The 25,884-nt window shown below is 67.5% G+C and carries 21 protein-coding genes; 17 read left to right on the forward strand and 4 right to left on the reverse strand.

Annotated elements, in window-relative coordinates; genetic code table 11:
• Nucleotides 1–16 precede the first annotated feature (16 nt).
• From AWC12_RS21650 to AWC12_RS21705, 12 genes are all read left to right on the forward strand, one after another.
• Complete coding sequence (locus AWC12_RS21650) at nucleotides 17–2,908, forward strand: AfsR/SARP family transcriptional regulator (protein WP_085176877.1); 2,892 nt, start codon at nucleotides 17–19, stop codon at nucleotides 2,906–2,908.
• A 55-nt stretch (nucleotides 2,909–2,963) separates the two neighbouring features.
• On the forward strand, nucleotides 2,964–5,801 hold the full coding sequence (locus AWC12_RS21655) for an ATP-binding protein (RefSeq protein WP_085177365.1): 2,838 nt from the start codon (nucleotides 2,964–2,966) through the stop codon (nucleotides 5,799–5,801).
• A gap of 125 nt (nucleotides 5,802–5,926) precedes the next feature.
• Entirely contained in the window at nucleotides 5,927–7,282 is a 1,356-nt protein-coding gene (locus AWC12_RS31935; protein WP_165762843.1) for a hypothetical protein, read from the forward strand.
• A gap of 98 nt (nucleotides 7,283–7,380) precedes the next feature.
• Complete coding sequence (locus tag AWC12_RS21665) at nucleotides 7,381–8,217, forward strand: class I SAM-dependent methyltransferase (protein ID WP_024447123.1); 837 nt, start codon at nucleotides 7,381–7,383, stop codon at nucleotides 8,215–8,217.
• 49 nt (nucleotides 8,218–8,266) lie between these two features.
• Nucleotides 8,267–8,587 (forward strand): ArsR/SmtB family transcription factor, encoded by a 321-nt coding sequence (locus AWC12_RS21670; protein ID WP_024447124.1) that lies wholly within the window; start codon nucleotides 8,267–8,269, stop codon nucleotides 8,585–8,587.
• Nucleotides 8,588–8,638: 51 nt separating this feature from the next.
• Nucleotides 8,639–9,436, forward strand: coding sequence for a GntR family transcriptional regulator (locus tag AWC12_RS21675; RefSeq protein WP_024447125.1), 798 nt, complete (start codon nucleotides 8,639–8,641; stop codon nucleotides 9,434–9,436).
• 81 nt (nucleotides 9,437–9,517) lie between these two features.
• Nucleotides 9,518–10,447 (forward strand): phosphotransferase, encoded by a 930-nt coding sequence (locus tag AWC12_RS21680; RefSeq protein WP_024447126.1) that lies wholly within the window; start codon nucleotides 9,518–9,520, stop codon nucleotides 10,445–10,447.
• Nucleotides 10,444–12,909 (forward strand): GcvT family protein, encoded by a 2,466-nt coding sequence (locus tag AWC12_RS21685; RefSeq protein ID WP_085176879.1) that lies wholly within the window; start codon nucleotides 10,444–10,446, stop codon nucleotides 12,907–12,909. The genes AWC12_RS21680 and AWC12_RS21685 overlap by 4 nt, the downstream gene beginning before the upstream one ends.
• Before the next feature lie 87 nt (nucleotides 12,910–12,996).
• Nucleotides 12,997–13,683, forward strand: a complete 687-nt coding sequence (locus tag AWC12_RS21690) for an energy-coupling factor ABC transporter permease (RefSeq protein ID WP_110808710.1) — start codon at nucleotides 12,997–12,999, stop codon at nucleotides 13,681–13,683.
• Entirely contained in the window at nucleotides 13,680–14,048 is a 369-nt protein-coding gene (locus AWC12_RS21695; protein WP_024447129.1) for a PDGLE domain-containing protein, read from the forward strand. The genes AWC12_RS21690 and AWC12_RS21695 overlap by 4 nt, the downstream gene beginning before the upstream one ends.
• A 2-nt stretch (nucleotides 14,049–14,050) precedes the next feature.
• Nucleotides 14,051–14,830, forward strand: a complete 780-nt coding sequence (gene cbiQ / locus AWC12_RS21700) for a cobalt ECF transporter T component CbiQ (protein ID WP_024447130.1) — start codon at nucleotides 14,051–14,053, stop codon at nucleotides 14,828–14,830.
• Nucleotides 14,815–15,564, forward strand: a complete 750-nt coding sequence (locus AWC12_RS21705) for an energy-coupling factor ABC transporter ATP-binding protein (RefSeq protein WP_036465180.1) — start codon at nucleotides 14,815–14,817, stop codon at nucleotides 15,562–15,564. The genes cbiQ and AWC12_RS21705 overlap by 16 nt, the downstream gene beginning before the upstream one ends.
• On the opposite strand, the gene AWC12_RS21710 is transcribed toward AWC12_RS21705, so the two are convergent.
• Together AWC12_RS21710 and AWC12_RS21715 are read right to left on the reverse strand one after the other, a co-directional pair.
• Nucleotides 15,556–17,070 carry a sensor histidine kinase gene (locus AWC12_RS21710; RefSeq protein WP_420087729.1) on the reverse strand — a complete coding sequence of 505 codons (1,515 nt, stop codon included), beginning with the start codon at nucleotides 17,068–17,070 and terminating at the stop codon, nucleotides 15,556–15,558. The two genes, AWC12_RS21705 and AWC12_RS21710, sit on opposite strands and share 9 nt — an antisense overlap.
• The gene (locus AWC12_RS21715) at nucleotides 17,067–17,834 is read right to left on the reverse strand and encodes a response regulator transcription factor (RefSeq protein WP_024447133.1); all 768 of its coding nucleotides are present in this window, start codon (nucleotides 17,832–17,834) and stop codon (nucleotides 17,067–17,069) included. The genes AWC12_RS21710 and AWC12_RS21715 overlap by 4 nt, the downstream gene beginning before the upstream one ends.
• A 239-nt stretch (nucleotides 17,835–18,073) precedes the next feature.
• Between AWC12_RS21715 and AWC12_RS21720 the strand changes: the two genes are divergently transcribed.
• Both AWC12_RS21720 and AWC12_RS21725 read left to right on the forward strand, forming a co-directional pair.
• Complete coding sequence (locus tag AWC12_RS21720; protein WP_085176881.1) at nucleotides 18,074–18,472, forward strand: DoxX family protein; 399 nt, start codon at nucleotides 18,074–18,076, stop codon at nucleotides 18,470–18,472.
• Between the two features lie 243 nt (nucleotides 18,473–18,715).
• On the forward strand, nucleotides 18,716–19,180 hold the full coding sequence (locus AWC12_RS21725) for a sigma-70 family RNA polymerase sigma factor (RefSeq protein ID WP_420087730.1): 465 nt from the start codon (nucleotides 18,716–18,718) through the stop codon (nucleotides 19,178–19,180).
• 150 nt (nucleotides 19,181–19,330) lie between these two features.
• Here AWC12_RS21725 and mtr read toward each other — a convergent pair whose 3' ends face one another.
• Nucleotides 19,331–20,743 (reverse strand): mycothione reductase, encoded by a 1,413-nt coding sequence (gene mtr / locus AWC12_RS21730; RefSeq protein WP_085176883.1) that lies wholly within the window; start codon nucleotides 20,741–20,743, stop codon nucleotides 19,331–19,333.
• The gene (locus AWC12_RS21735; RefSeq protein ID WP_085177369.1) at nucleotides 20,736–21,773 is read right to left on the reverse strand and encodes an alpha/beta hydrolase; all 1,038 of its coding nucleotides are present in this window, start codon (nucleotides 21,771–21,773) and stop codon (nucleotides 20,736–20,738) included. Before AWC12_RS21735 ends, mtr begins: the two co-directional genes overlap by 8 nt.
• A gap of 138 nt (nucleotides 21,774–21,911) precedes the next feature.
• Here AWC12_RS21735 and mqo point away from each other — a divergent pair, with 138 nt between their 5' ends.
• The 3 genes from mqo to AWC12_RS21750 are packed head-to-tail and all read left to right on the forward strand — an operon-like array spanning nucleotide 21,912 to nucleotide 25,877.
• Nucleotides 21,912–23,468 carry a malate dehydrogenase (quinone) gene (mqo, locus tag AWC12_RS21740; RefSeq protein WP_085176885.1) on the forward strand — a complete coding sequence of 519 codons (1,557 nt, stop codon included), beginning with the start codon at nucleotides 21,912–21,914 and terminating at the stop codon, nucleotides 23,466–23,468.
• A 16-nt stretch (nucleotides 23,469–23,484) separates the two neighbouring features.
• Nucleotides 23,485–23,931, forward strand: a complete 447-nt coding sequence (locus tag AWC12_RS21745; protein ID WP_085176887.1) for a GNAT family N-acetyltransferase — start codon at nucleotides 23,485–23,487, stop codon at nucleotides 23,929–23,931.
• Nucleotides 23,928–25,877, forward strand: coding sequence for a magnesium chelatase subunit D family protein (locus tag AWC12_RS21750; RefSeq protein ID WP_085176889.1), 1,950 nt, complete (start codon nucleotides 23,928–23,930; stop codon nucleotides 25,875–25,877). Before AWC12_RS21745 ends, AWC12_RS21750 begins: the two co-directional genes overlap by 4 nt.
• Nucleotides 25,878–25,884 lie beyond the last annotated feature (7 nt).

The following is a 25,884-nucleotide window of genomic DNA, read 5'->3' on the forward strand; positions in this document are numbered from 1 at the left end:
GGAACGCTGTGAACCGATGTCGGTCGTGTTCCGGTTGTTCGGTGAGGTCGAGGCGTTGGTGAACGGGCAACGCCTCGACATCGGCCACGCCCGTCAGCGTTGCGTGCTCGCAGCGATGCTCGTCGATGTCAACCGGCCGGTGTCGGTCGACCAGCTCGTCGACCGGGTGTGGGCCGAGCAGCCCCCGAGCCGGGTCCGAAACGCACTGGCCGGATACGTCTCCCGGCTGCGGACACTGCTGGCCCCCGCGGGTGCCGTCGCGATCACCCGGGGACCAGCGGGTTACACGTTGACCGCCGACGAGAGTTGCGTGGACTTCCATCTGTTTCACAGCCTCGCCGAAACGGCCCGCGCGATCGCCGAGCCCGACGAGGCGACGTCGCGCTTCGAGCAGGCGCTGGCCCTGTGGCGCGGTGAGCCCTTCTCGGGAATGGAGACCGCGTGGTTCTCCGATATGCGCAATGTGCTTGTGGCTGAACGCATGTCGGTGCTCCTGGACCGCAACGACGCCGCCTTGCGGGCAGGGCGTCACACCGAGATCGTGGCCGAGCTCGAATCGGCGTTGCACGCGCACCCTCTCGACGAGCGGCTCGCGGGGCAGGCGATGCTGGCCCAGTCCCGAAGCGGTAGGCAGGCGGACGCGCTGGACACCTATCGCCGAATGCGCGACCGCCTCGTCGACGAACTGGGTGTCGACCCGAGCCCGATGCTGCGCGAGGTACACCGGCAGATTCTCGACGCCGACGCAGCGCCGCCTCGGGCGGTGCCTCCGCCGAAAGCGGTTGCACACCATGTCAGGCCGTCGTCGAACCTGCCGCGCAGGCCGACCTCGTTCATCGGACGTGCCGACGACATGGCAGCGGTCACCGCCGCCGTCCTGGACGGGCCGCTGATCACGCTGACCGGAGTCGGCGGTGTCGGCAAGACGCGACTGGCGCTCGAGGTCGCCGAACGTGCCCGCGGTCACTTCGCCGACGGCGCCTCGGTGTGCGAATTGGCACCGGTGGCCGACGGCGCGACGCTGGGTCAGACGGTTGCGGCGGTGCTCGGGCTGCAGGAGAGACCCGGGCTCGGGGTCGAGAGCACCGTGATCGAGCACCTGCGCGAACACCACGTGCTGCTGGTCATCGACAACTGCGAACACATCCTCGACTCAGCGGCCGGGTTCGTCGACCGGGTGACCAGGAACTGTCCCCGCGTGACGGTACTGGCCACCAGTCGTGAACCGCTCGCCATCGCCGGGGAACGTGTCATGCCGGTTCCCCCGCTGCCCGACCACGAGGCGACCACGTTGTTCGCCGACCGTGCCAGGGCAGGCAGACCCGACTTCGACCTCGACGCTGAACCGATCGGGGCGGTGGCCGAGATCTGCCGGCGCCTCGACGGGGTGCCGCTGGCCATCGAACTGGCTGCTGCGCGCACCCGGATGATGAACAGCCTCGACATCGCGCGGCGACTCGACGGCCTGCGGCTGTTGTCCGGAAACTCCCGCGGGGCGCACCCTCGCCACCAGAGCGTCACCGCGACGATCGACTGGTCCTACCGGCTCCTGGCCGAGCGCGAGCAACTGCTCTTCGACCGGTTGTCGGTGTTCGCGGGCAGCTTCGACCTCGAAGCCGCGCACGGGGTGTGCGCCGACGAGGGCGACAGTGAGCTCGACACGCTCGAGTTGCTCAGTGGTCTCGTCGACAAGTCCATGGTGACGATCCGCGGTGGGCCGGCGACCACGCGATACGCGGTGCTGGAGACACTGCGTGCCTACGGGCGGGAGCGACTGCAGGACAATGGGTTACAGGAACACTACGCGATCCGGCACGCCCGGTACTTCGTCGACCTGATCGAACGTGGCGCGGCCGCCGTGCGCGGGCCCGACGAAAAGGTGTGGATCGAGCGCTTGGCACCGACCGCGGGAACCACGGTGACGAGCCCGGATACCGAGAACATCCGGGTGGCCTTCGACCGGATGATGGCTGACGGCGACACCGATTCGGTGATGCGGATGGTCGCCTCGGTTTGCGAGTTGATGCAGATGCGGGTCGGCTACACCTCGACCGACTGGGTCGACCGGGCGGTCGGCGTGGCCGATCCCGGCCATCGGCTCTTCGCCGATGTGCTCGGCGTCGCGGCCCGCAAGGCATGGGTGCTCGGTGATTTCGTTGAAGCTCGGGCCCTTGCCCTCCGCGCTTCCGGACGAATGCCCGCGCCGGGGCACACCTATCTGGCGTACCCGGCCGACATCCCGGCCGACACGGCTGTGTTGGAAGGAGATCCCGCGACCGCGCTGGCGCATTACACGCAAGAGATCGAAGCGGCGAAAACCACAGGCGACCTGCCCCGGCTCGTTTGGGTGCTCTATCAGATCACCATCGCCCACGACGCCCACGGTGATCCGCACGCCGGCCTGCCCGCTGCGCAGGAAGCGATGAGAGCCGCTCGGCGCACGCAGAATCCGAGCACCCTGGCGATGGCGTGCGCTGCGTTGGGGCGGTCACTGAAGAGCACCGATCCCGAGCGCGCACTGGCCTTCCTCGATGAAGCGATCGGCCACGCCGCTTCGGTGCAGAACAACTGGTTGACCGGCATCGCGCGGATGGAGGCCGCCGCCACGCGTGCACTGCACGCAGATCCTGCCGAAGCAGCCCGTGAGTTCATCGAGGTGCTCGACCATTGGACGAAAGCGGGGCCGGGCACCGGCTCCCAGCACTGGTTCGCGATCCGCTTCGTCGTCCGGCTGCTGGAGCGGTTGGGCGCTCTGGAGGAGGCAGCCGCTCTGCAGCGCGCGACGCTGGCTGCCGGCCATGAGATGCTCGACCCTGCTGCGATTGTCGACGTCGGGGGAGTGCAGCCCGCACTGACCGGCGAGCAGGCGTTGGCTCTGGCCCGGTCCAGCTTGCTCCGGTTCTGCTGAGCGGGCAGAGGCATTCGGCAGACACACAGAGTGAACCTGGTGGAAGCTGGTGCGCGTGGCGGTGGACTTCCGGCTGCTCGGCGATGTCGAGGCGTGGCTGCACGGCAGGCGCCTGGAGATCGGACATGTCCGGCAACGCTGCGTTCTGGTGTCGCTGCTGGTCGACGTCAACCACGCCGTGGGCACAGATCGGCTGATCGACCGGGTGTGGGCGGACGAACCGCCGCACAACGCGCGGAACGCGCTCGCGGCGTACATGTCCCGGCTGCGCAACCTCTTCGCCGAAGCCGGTGATGTGCAGATTCTGCGTCAGCCCGGCGGATACCTGTTGTCGGCGGACGCGCGCAGCGTCGATCTGCACTGCTTCCGTCGACTGGTCACCGACGCCCGCGCCGCGACCGATCCTGCCGAAGCTGCGTCGCTGTTCGATCAGGCGTTGGGGCTCTGGCGCGCAGTGCCTTTCGCCACGCTCGATACGCCGTGGATCAACGAAGTTCGCAGTTCCCTTGAGGTCGAACGATTCTCGGCTTTCCTGGACCGTAACGACCGGGCGCTCGCAGCCGGAAGGCATGCGGAGCTGGTGGGAGATCTGACGGCCGAGATGGCTGCGCATCCGCTCGACGAGCGTCTCGCGGCGCAGCTCATGCTCGCCCAGTACCGAGCGGGCAGGCAGGCGTCGGCACTCGAAGTCTTCCGGCAGGTGCGGGAGCGTCTCGTCGAGGAATTGGGCGTCGATCCGAGTCCCGTGCTGCGTGACGCGCACCAACAGATCCTCGTCGGCGATCGCGGCCCCGCACAGGTGGCGTCCCCGCCCCAGTCGAACCGCGACACCGCGGTCTCGCTGCCGCGACGGCCAACCGCATTTATCGGGCGGCACGCGGAAAGGGAACGTGTCGCCGCAGCGTTGGCCGACGGGCCGCTGCTCACGCTGACGGGGGTGGGCGGTGTGGGCAAGACCAGGCTGGCACTTGAGGTCGCGACCGCCGCGAGTGACCGGTACCCCGACGGTGTGTGGCTCTGCGAGCTCGCCCCGCTCGACGACGGGGCCGCCATCGGGCATGCGGTCGCCGCTGCGCTGCGGCTGCAGCAGAGACAGGGTCTCGATATCGAGGCGACGGTCATCGAATACCTCGGGACGCGGGAGCTGTTGCTGATCGTCGACAACTGCGAACACCTCCTCGATTCCGCTGCCATGCTCGTCGACCGCATCATCACCCGATGCCCGCGGGTCACGGTGCTGGCCACCAGCCGAGAGGCGCTCGGCGTCAGCGGTGAACGTCTTTTCGCGGTGCCGCCGCTGGACACCGACGAGTCCACCGCGTTGTTCGCCGACCGGGCCAGAGCAGGCAGGCCGGACTTCGACCTGATTCGTGAGCCGGTGGGCGCGGTCGCCGAGATCTGCAGGCAACTCGATGGTCTGCCTTTGGCGATCGAGTTGGCGGCGGCGCGAATTCGCGTCATGGGCAGCCTCGACCTGGCCCGGCGGCTCGACGGGCTCCGTCTTCTGCATGGCGGAGTCCGCGGCGCAGCGCCCCGCCAGCAGAGCCTCGCGGCGACCATCGACTGGTCCTACCGGCTCATGACGCCGTCTGAGCAGGCGTTGTTCGCGCGGCTGTCGGTGTTCGCGGGAGGATTCGATCTGGAGGCGGCCCACGGAGTCTGTGGGCAAGCCGGTGCGACGGAGGACGACACGCTCGACCTGCTCACCGGGCTGGTCGACAAGTCGATGGTGACGGTACGCGGCGGCGCAGCCACCACCCGGTACGTCGTGCTGGAGACATTGCGCGCCCACGGGCGGGAACGCATGTCGGAGTGGGGGATAAGCGATGACGTGGGTGCCAGGCACGCCGCCTATTTCACCCAGCTCGCCCAGCTCGCTGCGGCCGGGGCGCACACCGCCGAGGAACAGGCGTGGGTCGAAAGGATTCTTCCCGATTACGACAACCTCCGTGCGGCCTTCGAATACGCAATGGCGGCGGGAGATGTCGACGCGGCGCTCCGGTTGGTGACGTCACTGTCCGAAATCGTGCATCTGAGAATAGGTTACGAGACCTCCGGGTGGGCCGAGCGGGTACTCGCGGCGACCGATCCAAGCCATCCGCTATTCGCCGCAGCCGTCGGGTTCGCCGCGCGCGGAGCGTGGAACCGCGGCGATCACCCGCGTGCCAGGGCGCTGGCCTCTCGGGCCGAGGGACGTGCCCCCGGACGGGGCAACGGCCGCGTGGCCTTTCCGGGTGACGTGCTGGCCGATGTCGCACTCTACGAGGGCGATCCCGCGGTCGCCCTGCAGCACTACGAAACCGAAAAGGAGCGCGCCCGCGCGGAAGGCGATCCGATTCGCCTGGTGTGGACGCTCTTCTACGTGGCGATCTGTCAGGCTGCCCTGCGTACGCCCGAGGCGGGGCAGGCGGCAGCCGAAGAGGCTGTCGCGGCGGCGGAGGCCACCGGCAATCCCACCGCGCGATCGATGGCGCGCTACGCGCTTGGTCTGGTGGTGAAGAAATCCGATCCCGACACCGCGCTCGCGCTGTTCGACGAGGCGGCCGCGCTCGCCGAGGCGGTGCAGAACTTCTGGTGGCACGGCATCGCGCTGATGGAGGCCGCCGCCACGCGTGGAGTTCACGGCGAACCCTCGATCGCCGCCAAGGGTTTCGTCGATGTCGTCGACCACTGGGACCGGGTCGGCGACTGGAGCCAGCAGTGGCTCAATCTGCGCTACATCACCCGCTTCCTGCTCCGGGTCGGGGCGACCGACGACGCGATGGTTCTGCATCGCGCGCTGGTGGCGGCAGGCCGACAGTCTCCGATGGAATCCACGGATACCGCCGACGCGAGTGCGGTCAGCGGTGTGGAAGCCGTCGCCCACGCCCGTGAGGTGCTGCGCCGCTTCTGATCCGGCGCGATAACGCCTCTGAACAGCGAATTTCAGAATCGCGTCAGGTCTTCGACAGCACGCGGGGCGACGGTTGCCGCATCGACCACCGGGGTGTCAGGCCCCTCGATCACCTGGAGTCTGCGATGAACCGCTACCCATCCATCGGCCGCGTCGGCGTGCTCGCGCTCACCCTCGGCGTCGGCGGCGTCACCCTGCCCGCAGGCGCAACGCCGCTGGACATCACACCGCCTGCGGTCAGCCGAGCGGCCGTGGCGCTCACGCCGGTGACGCCGACGCTTGTGACGCCCGGGCCGGTGGCGCCGGTTGTCTCCGCGCTGCAGCTACGGCAATCCCCGACAGTACCGTCGGCACCGACGTATCCGGCCATATCGCAACGATTTTCGCTATCGTCCGAGGTGCGTGTCGTCGTGCCCGAATCCGTCGACACCGCCACGCTCCTGGAGTCCCTCACGGGTGGACCCGGGCAGCGCGACCACGTCCGTGCTGCGTCACGGTCGCTTCGTCTCGACGGTGACCGCGACGAAAAGCAGGGGGCACCCGAGCATCTCGCCGGTGCTCCGACTTCCGCCGGGCCCAACGCGGTGGCAGCGCTGATCGGGGTGTTCATCGGTAACGGTGACGAGCCGGGAGAGAACGGGGGCCTGTTGATCGGCAACGGGGCACCGGGCGCGCCCGGGCAGGACGGCGGCCGAGGCGGCCTGCTGTTCGGCAACGGTGGCGCAGGCGGAAACGGCGGCAACCGCGGTGGCATCGCCCCGACGGCCGCCAACGGAGGAAACGGCGGTCGCGGCGGTCTGCTGGCCGGTCGCGGCGGCGACGGCGGCATGGGTGGCGTCGCCGACGCCCAATCCGGGACCGCCACTGGAGGCAACGGCGGAAAAGGCGGCGCGGCAGGAGTTCTCGGTGACGCCGGCCGGGGCGGCCGAGGCGGCAATTCCTCCACCCAGAAGGGAACGGCCCTCGGCGGCAAGGCCGGTGACGGCGGAACGGCGGCCTTGGGCGACGGTGGCCGTGGCGGCGACGGTGGGTACGCGATCAGCAACGACGGCGCCGGCGTCGGCGGTACCGGCGGCAAGGGTGGCCACGCCATCGTGTCGGGCTCCGGAGGCAGCGGCGGGACAGGCGGCACCGTCATCGGTACCAGGGATGTCACCTACGGCGGCGAAGGGGGAGCAGGCGGTAGAGGCGGCGTACTGGGCGGTGACGGCGGAGACGGGGGCGCCGGCGGCAACGGCCACACCAACGACGGGTCGGGTCACGGCGGGCACGGCGGCCAAGGTGGCAAAGGCGGCCTCGGCTCCGACGGCGGAGACGGTGGCAAGGGCGGCAACGGCTCATCGGTGAACGGCAACGGCTACGGCAGCAGCGGCGGCGACGGGGGAGACGCCGGCGCAGGCGGCGAGGGCGGATCGGGCGGCACCGGCGGGAAGGGGAAGACCGCCAACGGCGGCAACGGAAAAGACGGAGCCGATGGGTAATGCGCTGAACAGGCGATTTCACGTTTGCCGAACGAGCGCCGAAACCTCGGCGACCACGATGACGACCAACACCCACCACAGAAAAGGAGAACACCGAAATGACCACTGTTGACCTCGATGCCGACCGCGCGCTGAAAGCCAAGCACCGTGCCCTATGGGCTTCGGGGAACTACGCGTCCGTGGCGGCCGAGCTGATTCCGGCGCTGGGGCCCGAGCTCGTCAATTCATGCGCGATCAAACCCGGCGACCGGGTGCTCGATGTCGCCGCCGGCACCGGCAACGCGTCGATTCCCGCCGCGGTGGCCGGCGCCGTCGTCACGGCCAGCGACCTCACCCCGGAGCTCTTCGCGGCGGGTCGTCGCATCGCTGCCGAATACGGTGTCGGACTGGAATGGGTGGAGGCCGACGCGGAGGCCCTGCCCTTTGCCGATGGCAGTTTCGACGTCGTAATGTCCTGTGTCGGAGCGATGTTCGCGCCCCACCACCAGGTGACAGCAGACGAACTGCTGCGCGTGGTCCGCCCCGGCGGCACTATCGGCCTCATCAATTGGACGCCGGAGGGTTTCATCGGCAGGCTCTTCGCGACGATGAAGCCGTTCGTGCCGCCGCCCCCTCCCGGGGCAAGCCCGGCCCCGCTGTGGGGCAGCGAGGACCACGTCGCCACGCTGTTCGGCGATCGCGTCACGGACCTGACGATGACCCGCCAGACCGTGCACATGAACCACTGCGCCACGCCCGCCGAGTTCCGCGAGTACTGGAAGCGCAATTACGGGCCGACCATCGCGGCATACCGGTACAACGCCGAGCGACCGGATCGGGTGGCTGAGCTCGACGCGGCGTTCCTGGAGTTCCTCACGGACTGGAACCGCTCCGTCGAACCCGGACGTACCGCCTATGACGCGGAATACCTGTTGGTGACGGCGACGAAGCGCTGACCGCGTGGATGTCAGCCGTTGACCGGGCGCGAGGACTACATTCTCCTCTGTGGAGGATCAACAGCTCGTCGATCGGGCGTCGTCTGCGCTGGCCGAGGTGGACACGCCGGGCTGGGCCCAGCGATTCGACCTGGTGTCAGACCCGCATCGCCTGGAGATCCTGCTGAGCCTGCACCGGGCACCTGGGATCTGTGTCAGCGATCTCGCGGCGGCGCTCGGACGATCGGAGAACGCGGTCTCACAGGCACTTCGGGTTTTGCGCCAGCAGGGCTGGGTGACCAGCACCCGCTCGGGCAGGTCGGTGACCTATCGGCTGGAAGACGAAATCGTGCACGACCTGTTGCACTGGATCGGCGCAAGACACGGCTGAGCGAAACAGATTGCAGCCAAAGCGCACCCGTCCCGGACCTACACTTGCGTGGTGCGTGTGCTGAATCTCGACGAGCCACCGCTGGCGCCGCAGCCCGAGTTGGGCGGGCATTCCGACCAGCCCGTGCACGCGCGGATCGCGCACTGGCTGGAGAATCTCGTCGTCTCGGGGGAACTGATGCCCGGGGACAAGCTGCCTCCCGAGGTGGAGATCGCCACGGCACTGGGAGTGAGCCGGATGACGCTGCGGCAGGCGCTCAGCGCGGTGGAAGCGAAGGGTTTTATCGATCGCCGCCGTGGACGTTTCGGCGGAAGCTTCGTCGCCGCGCCGCGTTTCGAACTCGACCATGCGGCGCTACCCGGCTTCACCGAGCAGATGCGCCGGATCGACGTGGCGCCCGGGGCGATGGTGCTCCGAGCGTCCACCCGCCGGCCCGACATCGTCGTGAGCAAGGCGCTGGGACTGCGCAGGACCGACTACGTGCACGAGATCCAGCGCGTGCGCACGGCCAACGGCGAGTCGATCATCCTCGAAGAGGCGTATCTGCCCGCTGAACCGTTCCCCGGCCTCATTTCCAAAGATCTGCACGGCTCGCTATATGCCGTCATGCGTGATTACGGGTTGTCTCCCTGTACCGCCGACGAACGGATCGAGGCGGCCCCTGCGACACTGGAGCAAAGTGAGATCCTCGGGCTGGCACCGGCGAGCCCGCTGCTGATCATCGTGCGAACGTCCTACGCCGACAACGGTCTGCCCGTCGAATTCTCCAGGGATTACCTGCGTTCGGACCGGACCGCGATCCGTATCAAATCCCGAGCGGAACCGACCCCCGTCACTCGCCTCGTCTGATAAAGCGCCATAAAGTCTAGACCTTTGCAGTCGACGGGTTTAGAGTGACACCACCAACACTGCGGCGGTTGAGGATCGCGAATGTCGGCACGGCTCACCGATGAACACCTCGACGGGGTGTTCGATCAGATCGAGCTGCTGGCCGGGCGGCCGCGCACCCTCGAGGAGCTCTCCGGCGGGCTGACCAACCGCAATGTCAAGATCACGACTCCCGACGGGGTGTACGTGGCGCGTTGCGTCGATGCCGAGCGCAACCTGCTCGGTATTGATCGTGATCGTGAGCACTTCAACACCGTGGCCGCCGAGAAGGCTGGAGTCGGGGCCAGGGTGCTGGACTATCGCCCCGACCTCGGGGTGTTGCTGCTGAGCTTCCTTCAAGGAAAAACGCTGGAGAACAGGGATTTTCAGCGCGAGGGAGTGATCGCCAAGGCGGCGCGGGCATGCCGGACACTGCACTGCGGCCCCCGCTTCCGGGGTCGCTTCGACATGTTCGAACGCCAACCTGCCTACCTCGTGACCGCCCAGCAGCACGGCTTCCGGATCCCGGCGGACTACCACGAGCACGCTGATGCCTTCGCCGCTGCCGAGCGCGTACTCAGCGCGACCGACGACACCACGGTGCCCTGTAACAACGATCTGCTCGCGGGCAACTTCATCGAGGACGGCGACCGGATGTGGCTGATCGATTACGAATACTCGGGTAACAACGACCCGTGCTTCGAACTGGGCAACATCTGGAGCGAGTGCGGTCTTTCCCTCGATCAGCTCGAGGAACTGGTCACCGAATACTACGGTCGCCCCCTGCGACACAAGACCGCGCGCGCCCACCTCCAGGGTCTCGTCGCCAAGTACGGCTGGACCCTGTGGGGATGTATCCAGAATGGTTCCAGTGCAATCGAATTCGACTTCTGGGGGTGGGCGATGGAGCGTTACGAGGCGGCTGTCGCCGAGTTTCGTGGGCCGAACTACGCGCGCCTGCTCGACGCGGTCGCCGAGGAAAGGACATCATGACCTCAGCCAAGCCCCTGCCCGAGCGTGCCCATGTGGTGATCGTCGGCGGCGGGGTGATCGGCACGAGTGTGGCCTACCATCTGACCAAGCTGGGGATCGATGACGTGCTGCTGCTCGAGCAGGGCCAGCTCTCCAGCGGAACCACCTGGCACGCAGCCGGTCTCGTCGGGCAGCTGCGCGCGTCGGAAGGGATGACGCGCCTGGTGCAGTACTCCACCGCGCTGTACGCGGAACTGGAAAACGAAACCGGCCTGTCGGCGGGCTACAAACAGTGTGGTGGTGTCACGGTGGCGCGTACCGAGGACAGGATGGTCCAGTTGCGTCGCACCGCGGCCAACGCTGCCGCGTTCGATCTGCAGTGCGAATTGCTCAGTCCCGAGGAGGCTCTCGAGCACTATCCGGTGATGCGGGTCGACGATCTGGTGGGTGCCATCTGGCTGCCGGCCGACGGCAAGGCGAACCCGACCGACCTGACGTTCGCACTGGCCAAGGGAGCGCGCAACCGCGGCTGCCGGATCGTCGAGAAGACGCGGGTGCTCGACGTCCTCGTCAAGGATGGTCGGGCGCGGGGAGTGCGCACCGACGCGGGCGACATCGAGGCCGAGATCGTGGTGAACTGCGCGGGTCAATGGGCCAAACAGGTGGGGGCGATGGCCGGGGTGAACGTGCCGCTGCATTCCGCCGAGCACTTCTACGTCGTCAGCGAGGCGATCGAGGGCGTCCATCCGGACCTGCCCATCCTGCGCGACCCGGACGGTTACACCTACTTCAAAGAGGAGGTCGGAGGCCTTGTCATCGGAGGGTTCGAGCCCGAGGCCAAACCGTGGGTCTCGCCCGACGCCATCCCGTACCCGTTCGAATTCCAGCTCCTCGACGAAGACTGGGAGCACTTCGAGATCCTGATGAACAGTGCGTTGCTGCGCATCCCGGCTCTCGAATCGACCGGAATCAAGAAGTTCTACAACGGGCCGGAGAGCTTCACGCCCGACAACCAGTTCATCCTCGGCGAGGCGCCCGAATGCCGGAACTTCTTCGTCGGCGCGGGATTCAACTCCGTGGGAATCGCCACGGCGGGTGGCGCCGGACGTGCGCTCGCCGAATGGATCGTCGAGGGAGCGCCGACGACCGACCTCACCGGGGTTGACATCCGCCGGTTCGCCCCGTTCAACGGAAACAACCGGTGGTTGCATGACCGGGTCGCCGAAGTGCTCGGCATCCACTACGAAATCCCCTGGCCGAACCGGGAAATGAAGACCGCGCGGCCATTCCGTCGCTCACCCGTACACCACCTGCTCGAAGCTGCGGGGGCGAACTTCGGGAGCAGGATGGGTTGGGAACGTGCCAACTTCTTCGCCCCGCCGGGGTCGGCGCCGGTGATCGACTACACCTGGGGCAAGCCGAATTGGCTGGAATGGTCGGCCGCCGAGCAGATCAGCACGCGCACCGGCGTCACGGTGTTCGACCAGACCTCCTTCTCGAAGTACCTGCTGGTCGGCCGCGACGCCGGCGCCGCGCTGCAGTGGCTGTGTACTGCCGACGTGGGCGTGGACATCGGACGCGCGGTCTACACCGGCATGCTGAACGCGCGAGGGACCTACGAGTCCGATGTGACGGTCACCAGGACGGGTGCCGACGAGTATCTGATCGTCAGCAGTGCCGCGACCACGGAGCGCGACAAGGACCACATCGTGAGGAACATGCCCGACGGCGCGAATGCCCACCTGGTCGACGTCACCTCCTCGTACGCGGTGTTCGCGGTGATGGGGCCGCGGTCGCGCGACCTGGTGTCGGCCCTGACCGACGCCGACCTGTCCAACGAGGCGTTCCCGTTCGGGTCCAGCCGCCCGATCTCGCTCGGTTACGCCACGGTGCGCGCGACGCGCATCACCTACGTCGGCGAGTTGGGATGGGAACTGTACGTCCCTGCGGAGTTCGCGGTCGGGGTGTACGAGGAGCTGATCGCAGCAGGGGAGCGCTACGGGATCGCCCGCGGCGGATACTCCGCGATCGAATCGCTGCGGCTGGAGAAGGGCTACCGTGCGTTCGGCCGCGAGCTCACACCGAGCGAGAATCCCGTTGAGGCGGGACTGCTCTTTGCCTGCAAGCTCAAGACCGACATTCCGTTCCTCGGCCGTGAGGCTGTCGAGAAGGCGCGCGTCGAGGGCGTGCGCAAGAAGCTCGTCGGGTTCGCCGTCGACTCCGCCGAGCCCATGCTCTGGGGCGGTGAACTGATCTTGCGCGACGGCGATGTAGCCGGACAGGTGACGTCGGCAGCGTGGGGACAGACGACGGGAGCGGGGGTCGGGCTGGCATATCTGCGCTCGGCGAACGGTTCGGTCATCGATGCGGACTGGGTACGCACCGGCGCCTACCAGATCAATGTGGGTGGGACGCTCTACCCGATCACGGTGTCCCTGCGACCGCTCTACGACCCCGCCGGCGAGCGCATCAAGACCGGTTGACGGCTGGTGAATACTCTCCATCTGACCAGCTAGACAGATGAACAGATGGAGGAATAGCATCTGCGGGTGACCGTCTCCCACCTAGCGATGCACATGAGCGACGGCATCGTCAACGCCCCGATCTCGCTGCTGTTCGGGGTCGTCGCCATCGTCGCGCTGGGCATCTGCGCATGGCGGGCGCGCGAGGAACTCGACGAGCGCACGGTGCCGCTCGCAGGCCTCGTGGCCGCCTTCATCTTCGCCGTGCAGATGGTGAACTTTCCGATCCTGCCCGGCGTCAGCGGACACCTCCTCGGCGGCGCGCTGGCAGCGATCCTGGTGGGGCCCTACACCGGCGCGCTCTGCGTCGCCATCGTCTTGATCGTGCAATCCCTGCTGTTCGCCGACGGCGGCGTGACCGCGCTCGGGACCAACATCACCAACATGGCCGTCATCGGCGTCGCCGCCGGTTACGGCACGGCCGTGCTGCTGTACCGCCTGATCAGACGGGGGCGGGACAGCGTCGCGGTACCGGTCGTCGGTGCGCTCGCCTTCGCCTCAGCCGTGGTCGGAACCGTCTGCGCTGCCATGGGATTCGTCCTCCAATACGCGCTGGGCGGCGCGACGTCGACGTCGCTGGACTCGGTGGCCGCCTACATGTTCGGGACCCACGTCCTGATCGGCGTCGGTGAGGGCATCATCACCGCGCTGACGGTGATGGCCGTCGTCCGGGCCCGGCCCGACCTTGTCTACCTGCTTCGCGCCAACAGCAAGTCCGCGGAGGTGACCGCATGACCGAGACGTCTCAGCGCCGCTGGCGGTTCTGGATCGGCTTCGCGATCGTCACCGTGCTGATCGCCGGCGGGGTCTCCTACTTCGCCAGCTCCAGCCCGGACGGCCTGGACTCGGCGACACTGCAGGGCTGTGAGGTGGTCGAGACAGCCGACGGCGAGGAACTGCAGGGTGACTGCATCGCCCAGCACGCCGAAGAGCACCCCATGGCCGGCTCTCCACTGGCCGACTACGCCGTTGGCGGGCAGGACGGCACAGGGGGCCTGGCAGGGATCGTCGGCGTCGTCGTCACGGTGCTCGTTGCGGGCGGAGCCTTCTGGTTGATCGCCCGATCCCGGGTGAAACGCAAGTCGACAGAAGGTCCTTGACGGTGGGCGGCGGTCACGCGCACCCGCTGTACCGCGACGACGATTCGCCTGTTCATCGGCTCCCTGCGGAAGTCAAGATCGTCTGCCTCGTGGCGTTCGTGCTCGCCGTGGTGGCGACGCCGCGAGAGTTGTTCTGGCCGTTCGGCATTTACGCGCTGATCATCGTTGCGGTGTGGGCCATCGCGCGCATTCCTTTGCGGTGGATCCTGCCGCGGATGTTGATCGAGGCACCGTTCATCGTGTTGGCGGTGCTTCTGCCGTTCGCCGAGGGAGGTGAGCGGGTCGACGTGGCCGGCATGCAACTGTCCGTCGCCGGGCTGTACGCCGCCTGGGGCATCGTCATCAAAGGAACCCTCGGCGTCGCCGCCTCGCTGACCGTGGCGGCGACCACCGCGGCGGCGGAGTTACCGGTGGCGCTGAGCAGGCTACGGGTGCCCGCCGTCATCGTGTCGGTATTGACTCTGATGATCCGCTACATCGATGTCCTCACCGCGGAAGCCCGCAGGATGCGGATGGCGCGGATCTCCCGCGGCGACTCGCCGCGAATGCTGCACCAGGTCGGTGCGACGGCGAAAAGCGTAGGGGCACTGTTCCTGCGATCCTACGAACGCGGTGAGCGCGTGTATCTGGCGATGCTGTCCAGAGGTTTCGACGGGCACGTCCCGGCGCTGGCGGTCGGGGCCGGATGCGTCGCTTCGGCGACGCCGCGGCAGTGGGTGACGGCGCTGATTCCCGCCGCGGCCGCCGCATCGGTGGCTCTGACGGCCTGGGTGACGCTGTGACGCCGGCGATCCGGGTGACGGGGCTGAGCTATGCCTACCCCGACGGGCATTCGGCGTTGCGCGGAATCGATCTCGAGGTCGCCACGGGCGAACGCGTCGCGCTGCTCGGGCCCAACGGCGCTGGCAAGACCACCCTGATGCTCCACCTCAACGGTGTCCTCAGCGCGTTGCAGGGCACCGTCGAGATCGGTGGAACCACCTTGTCCCGCAACACTCTCCGCGACATCCGCCGTCGCGTCGGGTTGGTTTTCCAGGATCCCGACGATCAGCTGTTCATGCCGACCCTCGCCCAGGATGTCGCCTTCGGACCTGCCAATTTCGGCCTCCGCGGTGCCGAACTGGAGGACCGCGTCGCGCGCGCCCTGGAATCGGTGTCCATGACCGAGCTGGCAGGACGCAGCCCCGCCCACATGTCCGGCGGGCAGCGTCGCCGGGCAGCCCTGGCAACGGTGCTGGCCTGCGAACCAGAGGTGCTCGTCCTCGACGAACCGTCGGCCAACCTCGATCCGGTGGCGCGTAGGGAACTCGCCGAAACATTGGCGGGCCTGGATGCCACCATGCTCATCGTCACCCACGATCTGCCCTATGCGGCGCAACTGTGTCGGCGTGCAATCGTCATGGACGGCGGGGTCATCGTCGCCGACGGACCCATCGACGAGGTGCTCGCCGATTCCGAACTGCTTGCCGCGCACCGGCTGGAGCTTCCGTGGGGGTTCGCCGTCGGCTCACGCTGAGGTCTGCGCCGGGACGGCCGGCGCAGGCGCGGCGGGCAGACGGACGCTGAACGTCGTTGCTCCCGAGGAGGATCGAGCATTGATGGTGCCGCCGTGCGATTCCACGATCGACGCCGCGATGGACAGTCCGAGCCCGAAGCTTCCCGTCTGGCGCGACCGAGACTTGTCGGCACGCACGAAACGTTCGAAGAGGTGCGGCAGAAGCTCGGCGTCGATGCCCGGCCCGTCATCGGTGACCGACATCTCGACGAAGGGCGTTCCGTCGTCGTCCGTCCCGGCCGACAGGCGAGTCGTGACCGTGGTGCCCGCGGGCGTGTGCAGACGAGCGTTGGACAGTAGGTTGGCCAGGGTCTGGTGCAGTTGGGCCCTGTCACCGCGCACCCACACCGACCCGTCGGGAACCTGTGTCAACCAGCCGTGCGTCGGCGCCGACACCGTCGCATCGTTGACGGCGTCGACCACCAGATCGGCGAGGTCGATCGAGGTGGCCTGCAGGTCTTGACCCTCGTCGAGACGCGCCAGTAGGAGCAGATCGGCGACCAGCGAATTCATCCGCCGAGTCTCGGCTTCGATGCGGGCCAGCGAGTACTCCGTAGTCTCGGGCAGCACCGCGCTGTCCTGCCGGGTCAGCTCCGCATAACCGTGGATCGCGGCCAGCGGTGTGCGCAGCTCATGGCTGGCGTCGGTGATGAACTGCCGCATCCGCCGATCCGAGGCCGCGACATCGCTCAGTGCCTGCTCGACGTGGTCGAGCAACCGGTTCAGCGTGTCTCCGACCAGTCCCACCTCGGTGCGGGGATCCGTATCGCCGGGCGGAACCCGCGGCGTGATCGCGTGGTTGTCGCGGTCGAGCGGAAGGCTGGCCACCTCGGCTGCCGTCGCTGCCACCCGGCGCAGCGGCCGCAGCGCGAAGCGCACCATCGCAATCGTGCTCAGTGCGGTGACCACCAGCGCGATGGCAGTCATCCCCGACACGATCGCGGTCTCACGCACCATCGCGTCCCACGCGGGCGCCCGGGACACGCCGGTCACCAGGATCTCGTCACCGTCGCCGGGTCTGCCGACCATCCGGTACCAGCCCAGTCCGGGCAGCTCGATGGTGCGAGGTTCCGGATCGCTCCACGACAGCCCCGCTATGGTGTCGACGGCTGCCTGAGGGGCCTTGCGCGCCTCACCGTCCCCGAAGAACGCCGAGTCCACCACCTTGCCGTTCTGGATCAGCGCCACCACATTGCCAGGGGCCTGCCCGATGAAATGAGTCAGGGGTTTCATCGTCCCGGGGGCGGGCAGCTCGCCTCCGGGGCCGGGGGAACTCCGGTATTTGTTCATCGAGCTGATCCCACCGTCGGCGGCGCCCGTCAGCTGGGTGTCGATGATGCCCAGCACGGAAGCGCGCAGACTCACCACCGACATCGTGCCCACCGTGACCAGGACCACCATCACGACCGCCGAGACGCCGACGACCAGTTGACGAAGCAGCGACCAGCTCCGCCACGCGGGCATCATTGCGCCGGTCGCAGCATGTAGCCGACGCCGCGCACGGTGTGGATCATCGGTTCCCGGCCTGCGTCGATCTTCTTGCGCAGGTAGGAGACATACAGGTCGACGATGCTGGACCGGCCGCCGAAATCGTAGTTCCACACCTGCCGTAGGATCTCGTTGCGGTCCAGGGCTTTTCGCTGGTTGCGCATCAGCAGCCGCAACAGCTCGAACTCCGTCGACGTCAGCGAGATCGGCTCGCCGGCGCGTGTGACCTCACGGCTGGCGGCATCCAGCGCGAGATCTCCGACCGCAAGGGTCTCGTCCTCGGTGGGGGTGAGGTAGGCCGAGCGGCGCAACAGCCCGCGCAGCCGTGCGACGAGTTCTTCCAGGGAGAACGGCTTGGTCATGTAGTCGTCCCCGCCTGCCGTCAGGCCGGTGACGCGATCCGACACCGAATCGCGGGCGGTGAGGAACAGCGTCGGTGTGTAGGTACCGGACTCACGCAGTCGGGCCAGCACTCCGAGGCCGTCCATATCCGGAAGCATGATGTCCAGGACCAGCAGGTCGGGGGTGTTCTCCTGGTATTTGGCGACTGCTTCGGCTGCGTCGTGGGCGACCTCGATCTCCCATCCTTCGTACTTCAGCGCCATGCGCACGAGGTTGGTCAGTGCGCGCTCGTCGTCGACGAGCAGCACGCGTATCGGAGACCCGTCGGCGCGATACATTCGGGGCAGCTTGCCCAGGATCGCGCGACGGGGCCCCTGGTCCTCCACCGGCGCAGACGTCATCCGATCATTGTCACGCGCAGCGGCCCGCGCCGTCACCACCCTCATAGAGATCTCATATGTCTCGCCCCGGCCCGAACGTCAGCATTATTGACCGCTACGAAAAACGCTGTCAGACATTTGAATTGCCTATGAGGGTCGACCCGGGTGGCGTTGCCTGCCGGGACAATGGCTCGGTGAGCCCGGCCGGTGACGTCCGGGCACTCACGTGATTCACACCATGCGAGGGAAGGTTCTCCGTCATGTCCACTGACACCACGCTCGAGGCCCGTCCGACTGTACGGGCCGACATCGCGCTCGGCGTGTTCCGCATCGTCGTCGCCCTGTTGTTCATGATGCACGGCACCGCCAAGCTGGCGGGCTGGCCGCAGGGGTCACCCGCACCGCTCGGCGCCTGGCCGATGTGGTGGGCCGGCGCCTTGGAGATAGTGCTCGGCGGCCTCATCGCCATCGGCCTGCTCACCCGGCCCGCCGCATTTCTGGCCTCGGGCATGATGGCAGTCGCCTATTTCTGGATGCACTTCCCCGACGGATTCTGGCCGCTGGTCAACGGTGGTGAGACCGCGGTGCTGTACTGCTTCGGCTTCCTGCTTCTGGCCGCCACGGGTCCGGGCGCGTTCGCCGTCACCCGTCGAATCTGAAAGCTGTTCTCGTTCAAATGTTTTGCAAATGTTTGCGTTTCCTATGCACATCTGGAATTCGCGTCGATCGCTCCTAGATTGGAATCAACGACGACAGAAGCGATGTGGAGGGAACCGAGCATGACCATGACGATGACGGATCCAGATCTGGAACGGTTCGAGCGCGACGCACTGCCGCTGCTGGACACCCTGTAGCGTGCCGCGCGCCGCTACACCGGCAACGCCGCCGATACAGAAGACCTCGTGCAGGAGACGATGATGAAGGCCTACGCAGCTTTTCATCGCTTCGAAGAAGGGACGAACATCCGCGCCTGGCTGCTGCGCATCCTGACCAACACGTGGATCAAGTCCTACCGCAGGTCCCAGTGCAGGCCGGCGGAGATCCTGTCCGAAGGCCTCACCGATGCGCAGTTGCACGACCACGCGGGGCATTCGTCGACGGGCCTACCCTCAGCCGAGCTCGCCGCGCTGGAATCCCTGGGCGACGACGAGGTCAGGCAGGCGCTCGAACAGCTCAGCGAGGAGCAGCGTCTGGTCGTCTACTACGCAGACGTAGAAGGGCTGAGCTACAAGGAGATTGCGCTCATCCTCGGAACCCCGGTCGGCACCGTGATGTCACGTCTGCACCGCGGCAGGCGCACGCTGCGACGCCTGCTGGTCGACGTCGCGGCCAGTCGCGGCTACCTGCGCGGCGCCACCGCAGCCTGACTTGACCGCCGCCTGACTTGACCGCCGCCGAAACTGCATTCCGCGCGCGAAAATCCGCGAAACGACCGCGCGGAATGCAGTTTCGGCGCTAAAGCTAATGCCGCCGGGGGCGCGGCTTCTGCCTAGTGCCGCCGGGGCCGCGGCTTCTGCCTAGTGCCGCCGGGGCCGCGGCCATGGCGGCTCGCCGCACAGCGCCAACAACGCATTCTCGACGACCTCCGGCAGCGCCGGGTGAATCCAGTACTGGCCGCGCGCCATCTCCTGTGCCGGCAGGTCGAACGCCATCGCCTGAATGATCGGCTGAATGATCGACGACGCCTGATGGCCCATGATGTGCGCGCCGAGCAGCAGCCCGCTGTCATCGTCGACGATCAGCTTGGCGAACCCCGTGTTGTCCTCCATCGCCCACCCGTAGGCGACATCGCCGTAGTCCTGAACTTTCGACCGGATCTTGTAACCAGCTGCGCGAGCTTCGTTCTCGGTCAGACCCACGCACGCGATCTGCGGCTCGGTGAACACCGCGGACGGCACATTGCGGTGATTGGCGGGCATCAGGTTCGCGGTGTCGTCCCAGCCTTGCAGCAGGTTGTGTTTGACGACACGGGCCTCGTGGTTGGCAACATGCTTGAGCTGAAACGGGGAACTGACGTCACCCAGCGCGAAGACGTTTCGCGCTGTGGTGCGCTGGAATTCGTCGACGGCGACCAGGCCGTCGTTCACCTCGATCCCCGCCAGGTGCGCATCGAGGAGGTCGCCGTTGGGGACGCGCCCCGTCGCGACCAGGAGGGTGTCGGCCTCCAGCGTCGAACCGTCATCGAGCCGCAACCGGACCCCGGAATCGTCGGACTCGCCACCGACGATGTTGCGCCGGCTGCGGATCTCCCACTTCTTGCCTGCGATGTCGGTGAATCGCTCGCAGACCGTGTCGTCGCAATGGGTCAGCATCGTCGTGCCGCGCAGCACGATCGTCACCCTCGTCCCGAGAGAGGAGAAGACATGGGCGAACTCGGCGGCCACGAAGCCGCCGCCGACGATCACGATGTGTTCGGGCAGATTCGAGATTCGCATGATGGTGTCGCTGGTGTGATGCGCCACCCCACAATCGCGGATGGCGGGCGGCACCGTCGCTCTCGCGCCTGCGGCGATCACCACCTGGTCGGCGGTGAACTCGTCGCCGTCGTCCGTCCGGAGCCGGTAACCATCGCCGGTATCAGGCCCGGCGAACCGCGTGTGGCTGGCGAACACCTCGACGTTCGGTGAGGAACGTCGATACTGCTCACCGCCGCTGGCCAGCGGATCGATCCGGCCGAACACCCGCGACACGATGTCCGTCCATCGCACCCCGTCCAGATGTCCGTCCACGCCATATCGGCTCGACTCCCGGATCTGCTGGGCCACCCCGGCCGCGTAGACGAACATCTTCGTCGGGATGCAGCCCACGTTGAGGCAGGTGCCGCCGAACACACCCTGCTCGCAGATCGCGACGCGCTTGTCGGCGTACCGGTCGTCGAGGATCGAGTTCCCAGAGCCTGTCCCGATGATCGCGATGTCGAAATCAGCCATGCCCTGTGCTCCCCTCGGACGGTGATGCGGTGGCGCCCGGTGCGCCTGTGGCCTCGGACAGATACCAGTGCAGCCAACGGTCCAACTCGTCGTAGGCCCGCCTGCGCGGCTCGGGCAGCGACAGGAAGACGTCATGCTTGGCGTCGGCGATCGGCACGATCGTCGTCCGGTTACCGATGCAGCCGGCCCATCGTGCGATCTGCGACACCTCCAGCACAGCGTCGCCTTTCTGGATCAGCGCGGGGTCGGCGACTTCGCGCACGCTGTGGTCGGACCGCAGGATCAGGTTCGGCACGCCGACATCGAGGCCCCGGTGCAGCTTCGCCTGGCCCCGCCGGATCGCATGGATCCACCCGAAGGTGACCGGGAAGCCGCCGACCGGTTTCCACTCCAGGTTGTAGTCGAACTCGCCGGCGAAGTCGCGGTGCAAAGTCGAGCCGTACCCGCCCTCGCTGACCGGTCGGCGGATCACCGAATGCTTGCGGAACCTGCGCATGGCCATCAGCGCCGCCGAGGTGGGTGGTGTGCGCAAGATCGCATGCCCCTGCAGATCCAGCCACGGGGCGTTGAGCACCAGCCCTCCGACGCCTTTGCGCGCCGTGGAGCGCCGCGCTCGCAGCCTGTCCAGCCATAGCGACACCACCAGGCCGCCCGCCGAGTGGCCGTAAACGAGCACCTGCGGACCCGACACCGCCGCGATCACATCCAACGCCCGCTCCAGTTCGACGTCGTAGCGCGCCAGGTCGGTGGTGAAATGCGGCGTCTGTCCCCGACGGTGTGAGCGTCCACATTTGTGCAGGTCAATGGCGTAGAACGCGAAACCGCGGGCCGCGAAGTGGTCGGCGATCTCGGTGTTGAAGAAATAGTCGGTGAAGCCGTGGACCATCAACACCGCATGCCGCGCCGACGGGTCCGCGTCGCCGCGGCGCACCAGCGTCGCCTCCAACTCTCCCTCGCCGTCGGGATCGGGGCCGAGCGCAAAGGTGCACTGCCAGTATCCGGGCAGCACGTCGGGCTCCCATCGAGACACGTTTGCCACCCTAACGGCGCGCAGGCGGCGGCGAGCGTTTCGGCAGTGGTTGGCGGGTTACGGAAAAGCCGGGCGGGATAACCTGAACACCGGCAAGCCGTGTTCGACGGGCAGCAACCACGAAGGACCCACGAAAAGGTGTCAGAAGCAGAGAAGATTGACGTCCTGCTGGTCGGGGCCGGCATCATGAGCGCCACCCTCAGCGCGTTGCTGCGGCTGGTGGAGCCGAGCTGGTCGATGACGTTGGTCGAGCGCCTCGACGGCGCCGCCGCCGAGAGCAGCGACGCGTGGAACAACGCCGGTACCGGCCACTCCGCGCTGTGCGAGCTGAACTACACCCCGGCGCGCCCCGACGGCTCGATCGACATCGCCAAGGCGGTGAACGTCAACGAACAGTTCCAGGTTTCACGGCAGTTCTGGGCCTACGCGGTCGACAACGGCGTCATCCCGGACGTCCGCAGCTTCCTCAACCCCATCCCGCATGTGTCGTTCGTCTCCGGCCAGGACAACGTGCAGTATCTCCGCAAGCGTTACGAAGCGTTGGTCACCAACCCGCTGTTCGCGACCATGGAGTTCATCGACGACAGTGACGAATTCGCCCGCCGGCTGCCGCTGATGGCCGAGAAGCGGGACTTCTCGGAGCCCGTCGGGCTCAACTGGACGCAGGACGGCACCGACGTCGACTTCGGTTCCCTGTCGCGCCAGCTCATCGGATACGGCGCCAAGCAGGGCCTGTCGACCCTGTTCGGTCACGAAGTCCGCGACCTCAGCCAGAACTCCGACGGCTCGTGGACGGTGAAGGTCGTCAACCGCCGCACCGGTTTCACGCGGGACTTCAACGCCAAGTTCGTCTTCGTCGGCGCGGGCGGCGGGGCGTTGCCGCTGCTGCAGAAGGCAGGCATCAAGGAGGCCAAGGGCTTCGGCGGTTTCCCCGTCGGCGGCCAGTGGCTGCGCACGGGCAATCCGGAGCTGGCGGCCAAGCACCAGGCCAAGGTCTACGGGCTGCCTCCGCTGGGCGCCCCGCCCATGTCGGTCCCTCATCTGGACACCCGCGTGATCAACGACAAGTCCTGGCTGCTGTTCGGGCCGTTCGCCGGGTGGTCGCCGAAGTTCCTCAAGCAGGGCAAGGTCACCGATCTGCCGTTCTCGGTTCGGCCCAACAATCTGATGTCGATGCTGGGCGTGGGCGTCACCGAAATGGGTCTGGTGAAGTACCTCATCGGCCAGCTACTGCTCAGCGAGGCGGCCCGCGTCGAGAATCTGCGCGACTTCGCGCCCAGCGCAAAGGATTCCGACTGGGAGCTCGACATCGCCGGCCAGCGTGTGCAGGTCATCCGCAGGGCCAAGGGCAAGGGCGGCACACTCGAGTTCGGCACCACCGTGCTCACCGCGTCCGACGGGAGCATCGCCGGCCTGCTGGGCGCCTCGCCCGGCGCGTCGACCGCAGTGCCCGCGATGTTCGACGTGATGAAGCGCTGCTTCCCCGACCAATACCCGAGCTGGGAGCCCAAGCTCAAGGAGATGGTGCCCTCGCTCGGCACTGCGCTGTCCGACGAGCCGAAGCTGTTCGAAGAGGTGTGGGCGTACGGAACCAAAGTGCTCAAGCTGGACAAGTCCGCCGACGTCGTCCCGGCGACTGGTGACGGCCAGTCGACCGCGGGAACCGAGCACACCCCGGCAGCGGCGTCTGTCTGACTCAGGACTTCTCCCGATGACAGTGGCGCTACGCCGCAGCTGGGCCAAGGACCTGGACGCCGCGACGCTCTACGAGCTGCTCAAGCTGCGCGTCGAGGTGTTCGTCGTCGAGCAGGCCACTCCGTACCCGGAGCTCGACGGTCGTGACCTGCTCGCCGAAACCCGGCACTTTTGGCTGGAAAACCCCGAGGGAGAGGTCATTTCGACGTTGAGGCTGATGGAGGAGCACCCGGCCGGGCAGAAGGCGTTCCGGATCGGGCGGGTGTGCACCAAGCGCACCGATCGAGGCCACGGCCACACCGCCAGATTGCTGCAGGCTGCGCTCGCTGAGGTCGGCGACTATCCCTGCCACATCAACGCCCAGACCTATTTGGAGGATATGTACGGCAGGCACGGCTTCGTCCGCGACGGCGACGAGTTCCTCGACGACGGAATCCCGCACGTGCCGATGGTCAAACCGTGACGCGCAGCGTCCCGGTCTATCCGTTCAGCGCCGTCGTCGGGCACGACCGTCTACGCCTGGCGCTGGTGTTGTGCGCGGTCCGACCGGACATCGGGGGAGTGCTGATCCGCGGCGAGAAGGGCACCGCCAAGTCGACGGCCGTGCGCGGTCTCGCCGAGGTGCTCTCCGCGGCGTCCGGTGGTGACGGCGGGCAGTTGGTGGAGCTGCCGATCGGTGCCACCGAGGACCGCGTCGTCGGATCGCTGGACCTGCAAAAGGTACTGCGCGATGGCGAGCACGCGTTCTCCCCGGGGCTGTTGGCGCGAGCGCACCGTGGTGTGCTGTACGTCGACGAGGTGAACCTCCTCCACGACCATCTCGTCGATGTGCTTCTCGACGCCGCGGCGATGGGTCGGGTGCACATCGAGCGGGACGGTGTCTCGCACAGTCACGAGGCCCGCTTCGTGTTGATCGGCACGATGAATCCCGAAGAGGGAGAACTGCGTCCGCAATTGCTCGACCGATTCGGGCTCACCGTCGACGTCGCCGCCTCGCGCGACGTCGACGTGCGCGCCGAGGTGATCCGGGCGCGGCTGGCGTACGAGGCCGACCCCGTCGGCTTCGCGGCGCGATACGCCGACGCGGACGCCGAACTGGCCGCACGCATCGCCGCGGCCCGCGCACTGGTGCCACAGGTCGTGTTGCCCGACAACGAGTTACGGCGGATCGCGGCGCTATGTGCTGCTTTCGACGTCGATGGGATGCGCGCCGACCTGGTGGTGGCGCGGACCGCGATGGCGCACGCCGCGTGGCGGGGAAATATAACCGGGGCGAGCGAAGCGACGGGAAATATAACCGGGGCGAGCGAAGCGACGGGAAATATAACCGGGGCGAGCGAAGCGACGGGAAATATAACCGTGACCGAGGACGACATCCGGGTGGCGGCCGAACTCGCGCTGCCGCACCGTCGCCGCCGCGACCCGTTCGACGATCCCGGTCTGGACCCCGAGCGGCTGGACGAGGCGATGCAGCAGGCCGGCGAATCCGCGGATAATCCGCCGGAGCCCGATCCTGATCCGGACCCGCCGGGCGGCGGAGCGTCGCACTCCAGTGACCAGCAAGCGCCGCAGCAGAATTCGTCGCGACAGAACGGTTCGGCGACCCGGCAGAGCGCTCCGCCGTCGGCGACGTTCAAGACCCGGGCGCTCGTGGTCCCGGGTGTCGGTGAGGGGGCTCCCGGCCGCAGGTCCCGTGCGCGCAACCGCACCGGCACGGTCATCTCGGCGACCGACGAGCCGGGCGCCGGCCACGGCATGCATGTGTTCGCGACGCTGCTGGCCGCGGCGGGCAGGCAGACGGGAGCCGGTGCCATACGGCCGAATCCGGACGACGTCCGTCGTGCGCTGCGGGAAGGCCGCGAGGGCAACCTGGTGATCTTCGTCGTCGACGCCTCGGGCTCGATGGCGGCCCGTGACCGGATGTCGGCGGTCAGTGGAGCGACGTTGTCGCTGTTGCGGGACGCCTATCAGCGCCGGGACAAGGTCGCGGTCATCACGTTCCGCCAGCAGGACGCTCAGGTGTTGCTGCCGCCGACATCGTCGGTGCACATCGCCAGCCGGCGGCTGACCCGCTTCAGCACGGGTGGGAAAACCCCTCTGGCACAGGGCCTTCTAGCCGCCCGCGACATGGTGGTGCGGGAGCGGACGCGCGATCGCGTGCGCCGCAGTCTCGTCGTGGTGCTGACCGACGGTCGCGCGACAGGCGGGCCGGACCCACTTGGCCGGGCGCGCACGGCGGCGGCTCTGCTGGTGGCCGAAGGCGCGGCGGCGGTCGTCGTCGACTGCGAAACGTCTTATATCCGGCTCGATCTCGCGGAGGAACTGGCCCGCCAGCTCGATGCGCCTGCGGTCCGGTTGGCGCACTTGCGCTCCGACAATCTGACCGCCCTCGTCAAGGGTGCCGCGTAGAAGGGTG

The organism is Mycolicibacterium iranicum, assembly GCF_002101705.1.
Lineage (GTDB): Bacteria > Actinomycetota > Actinomycetes > Mycobacteriales > Mycobacteriaceae > Mycobacterium > Mycobacterium iranicum.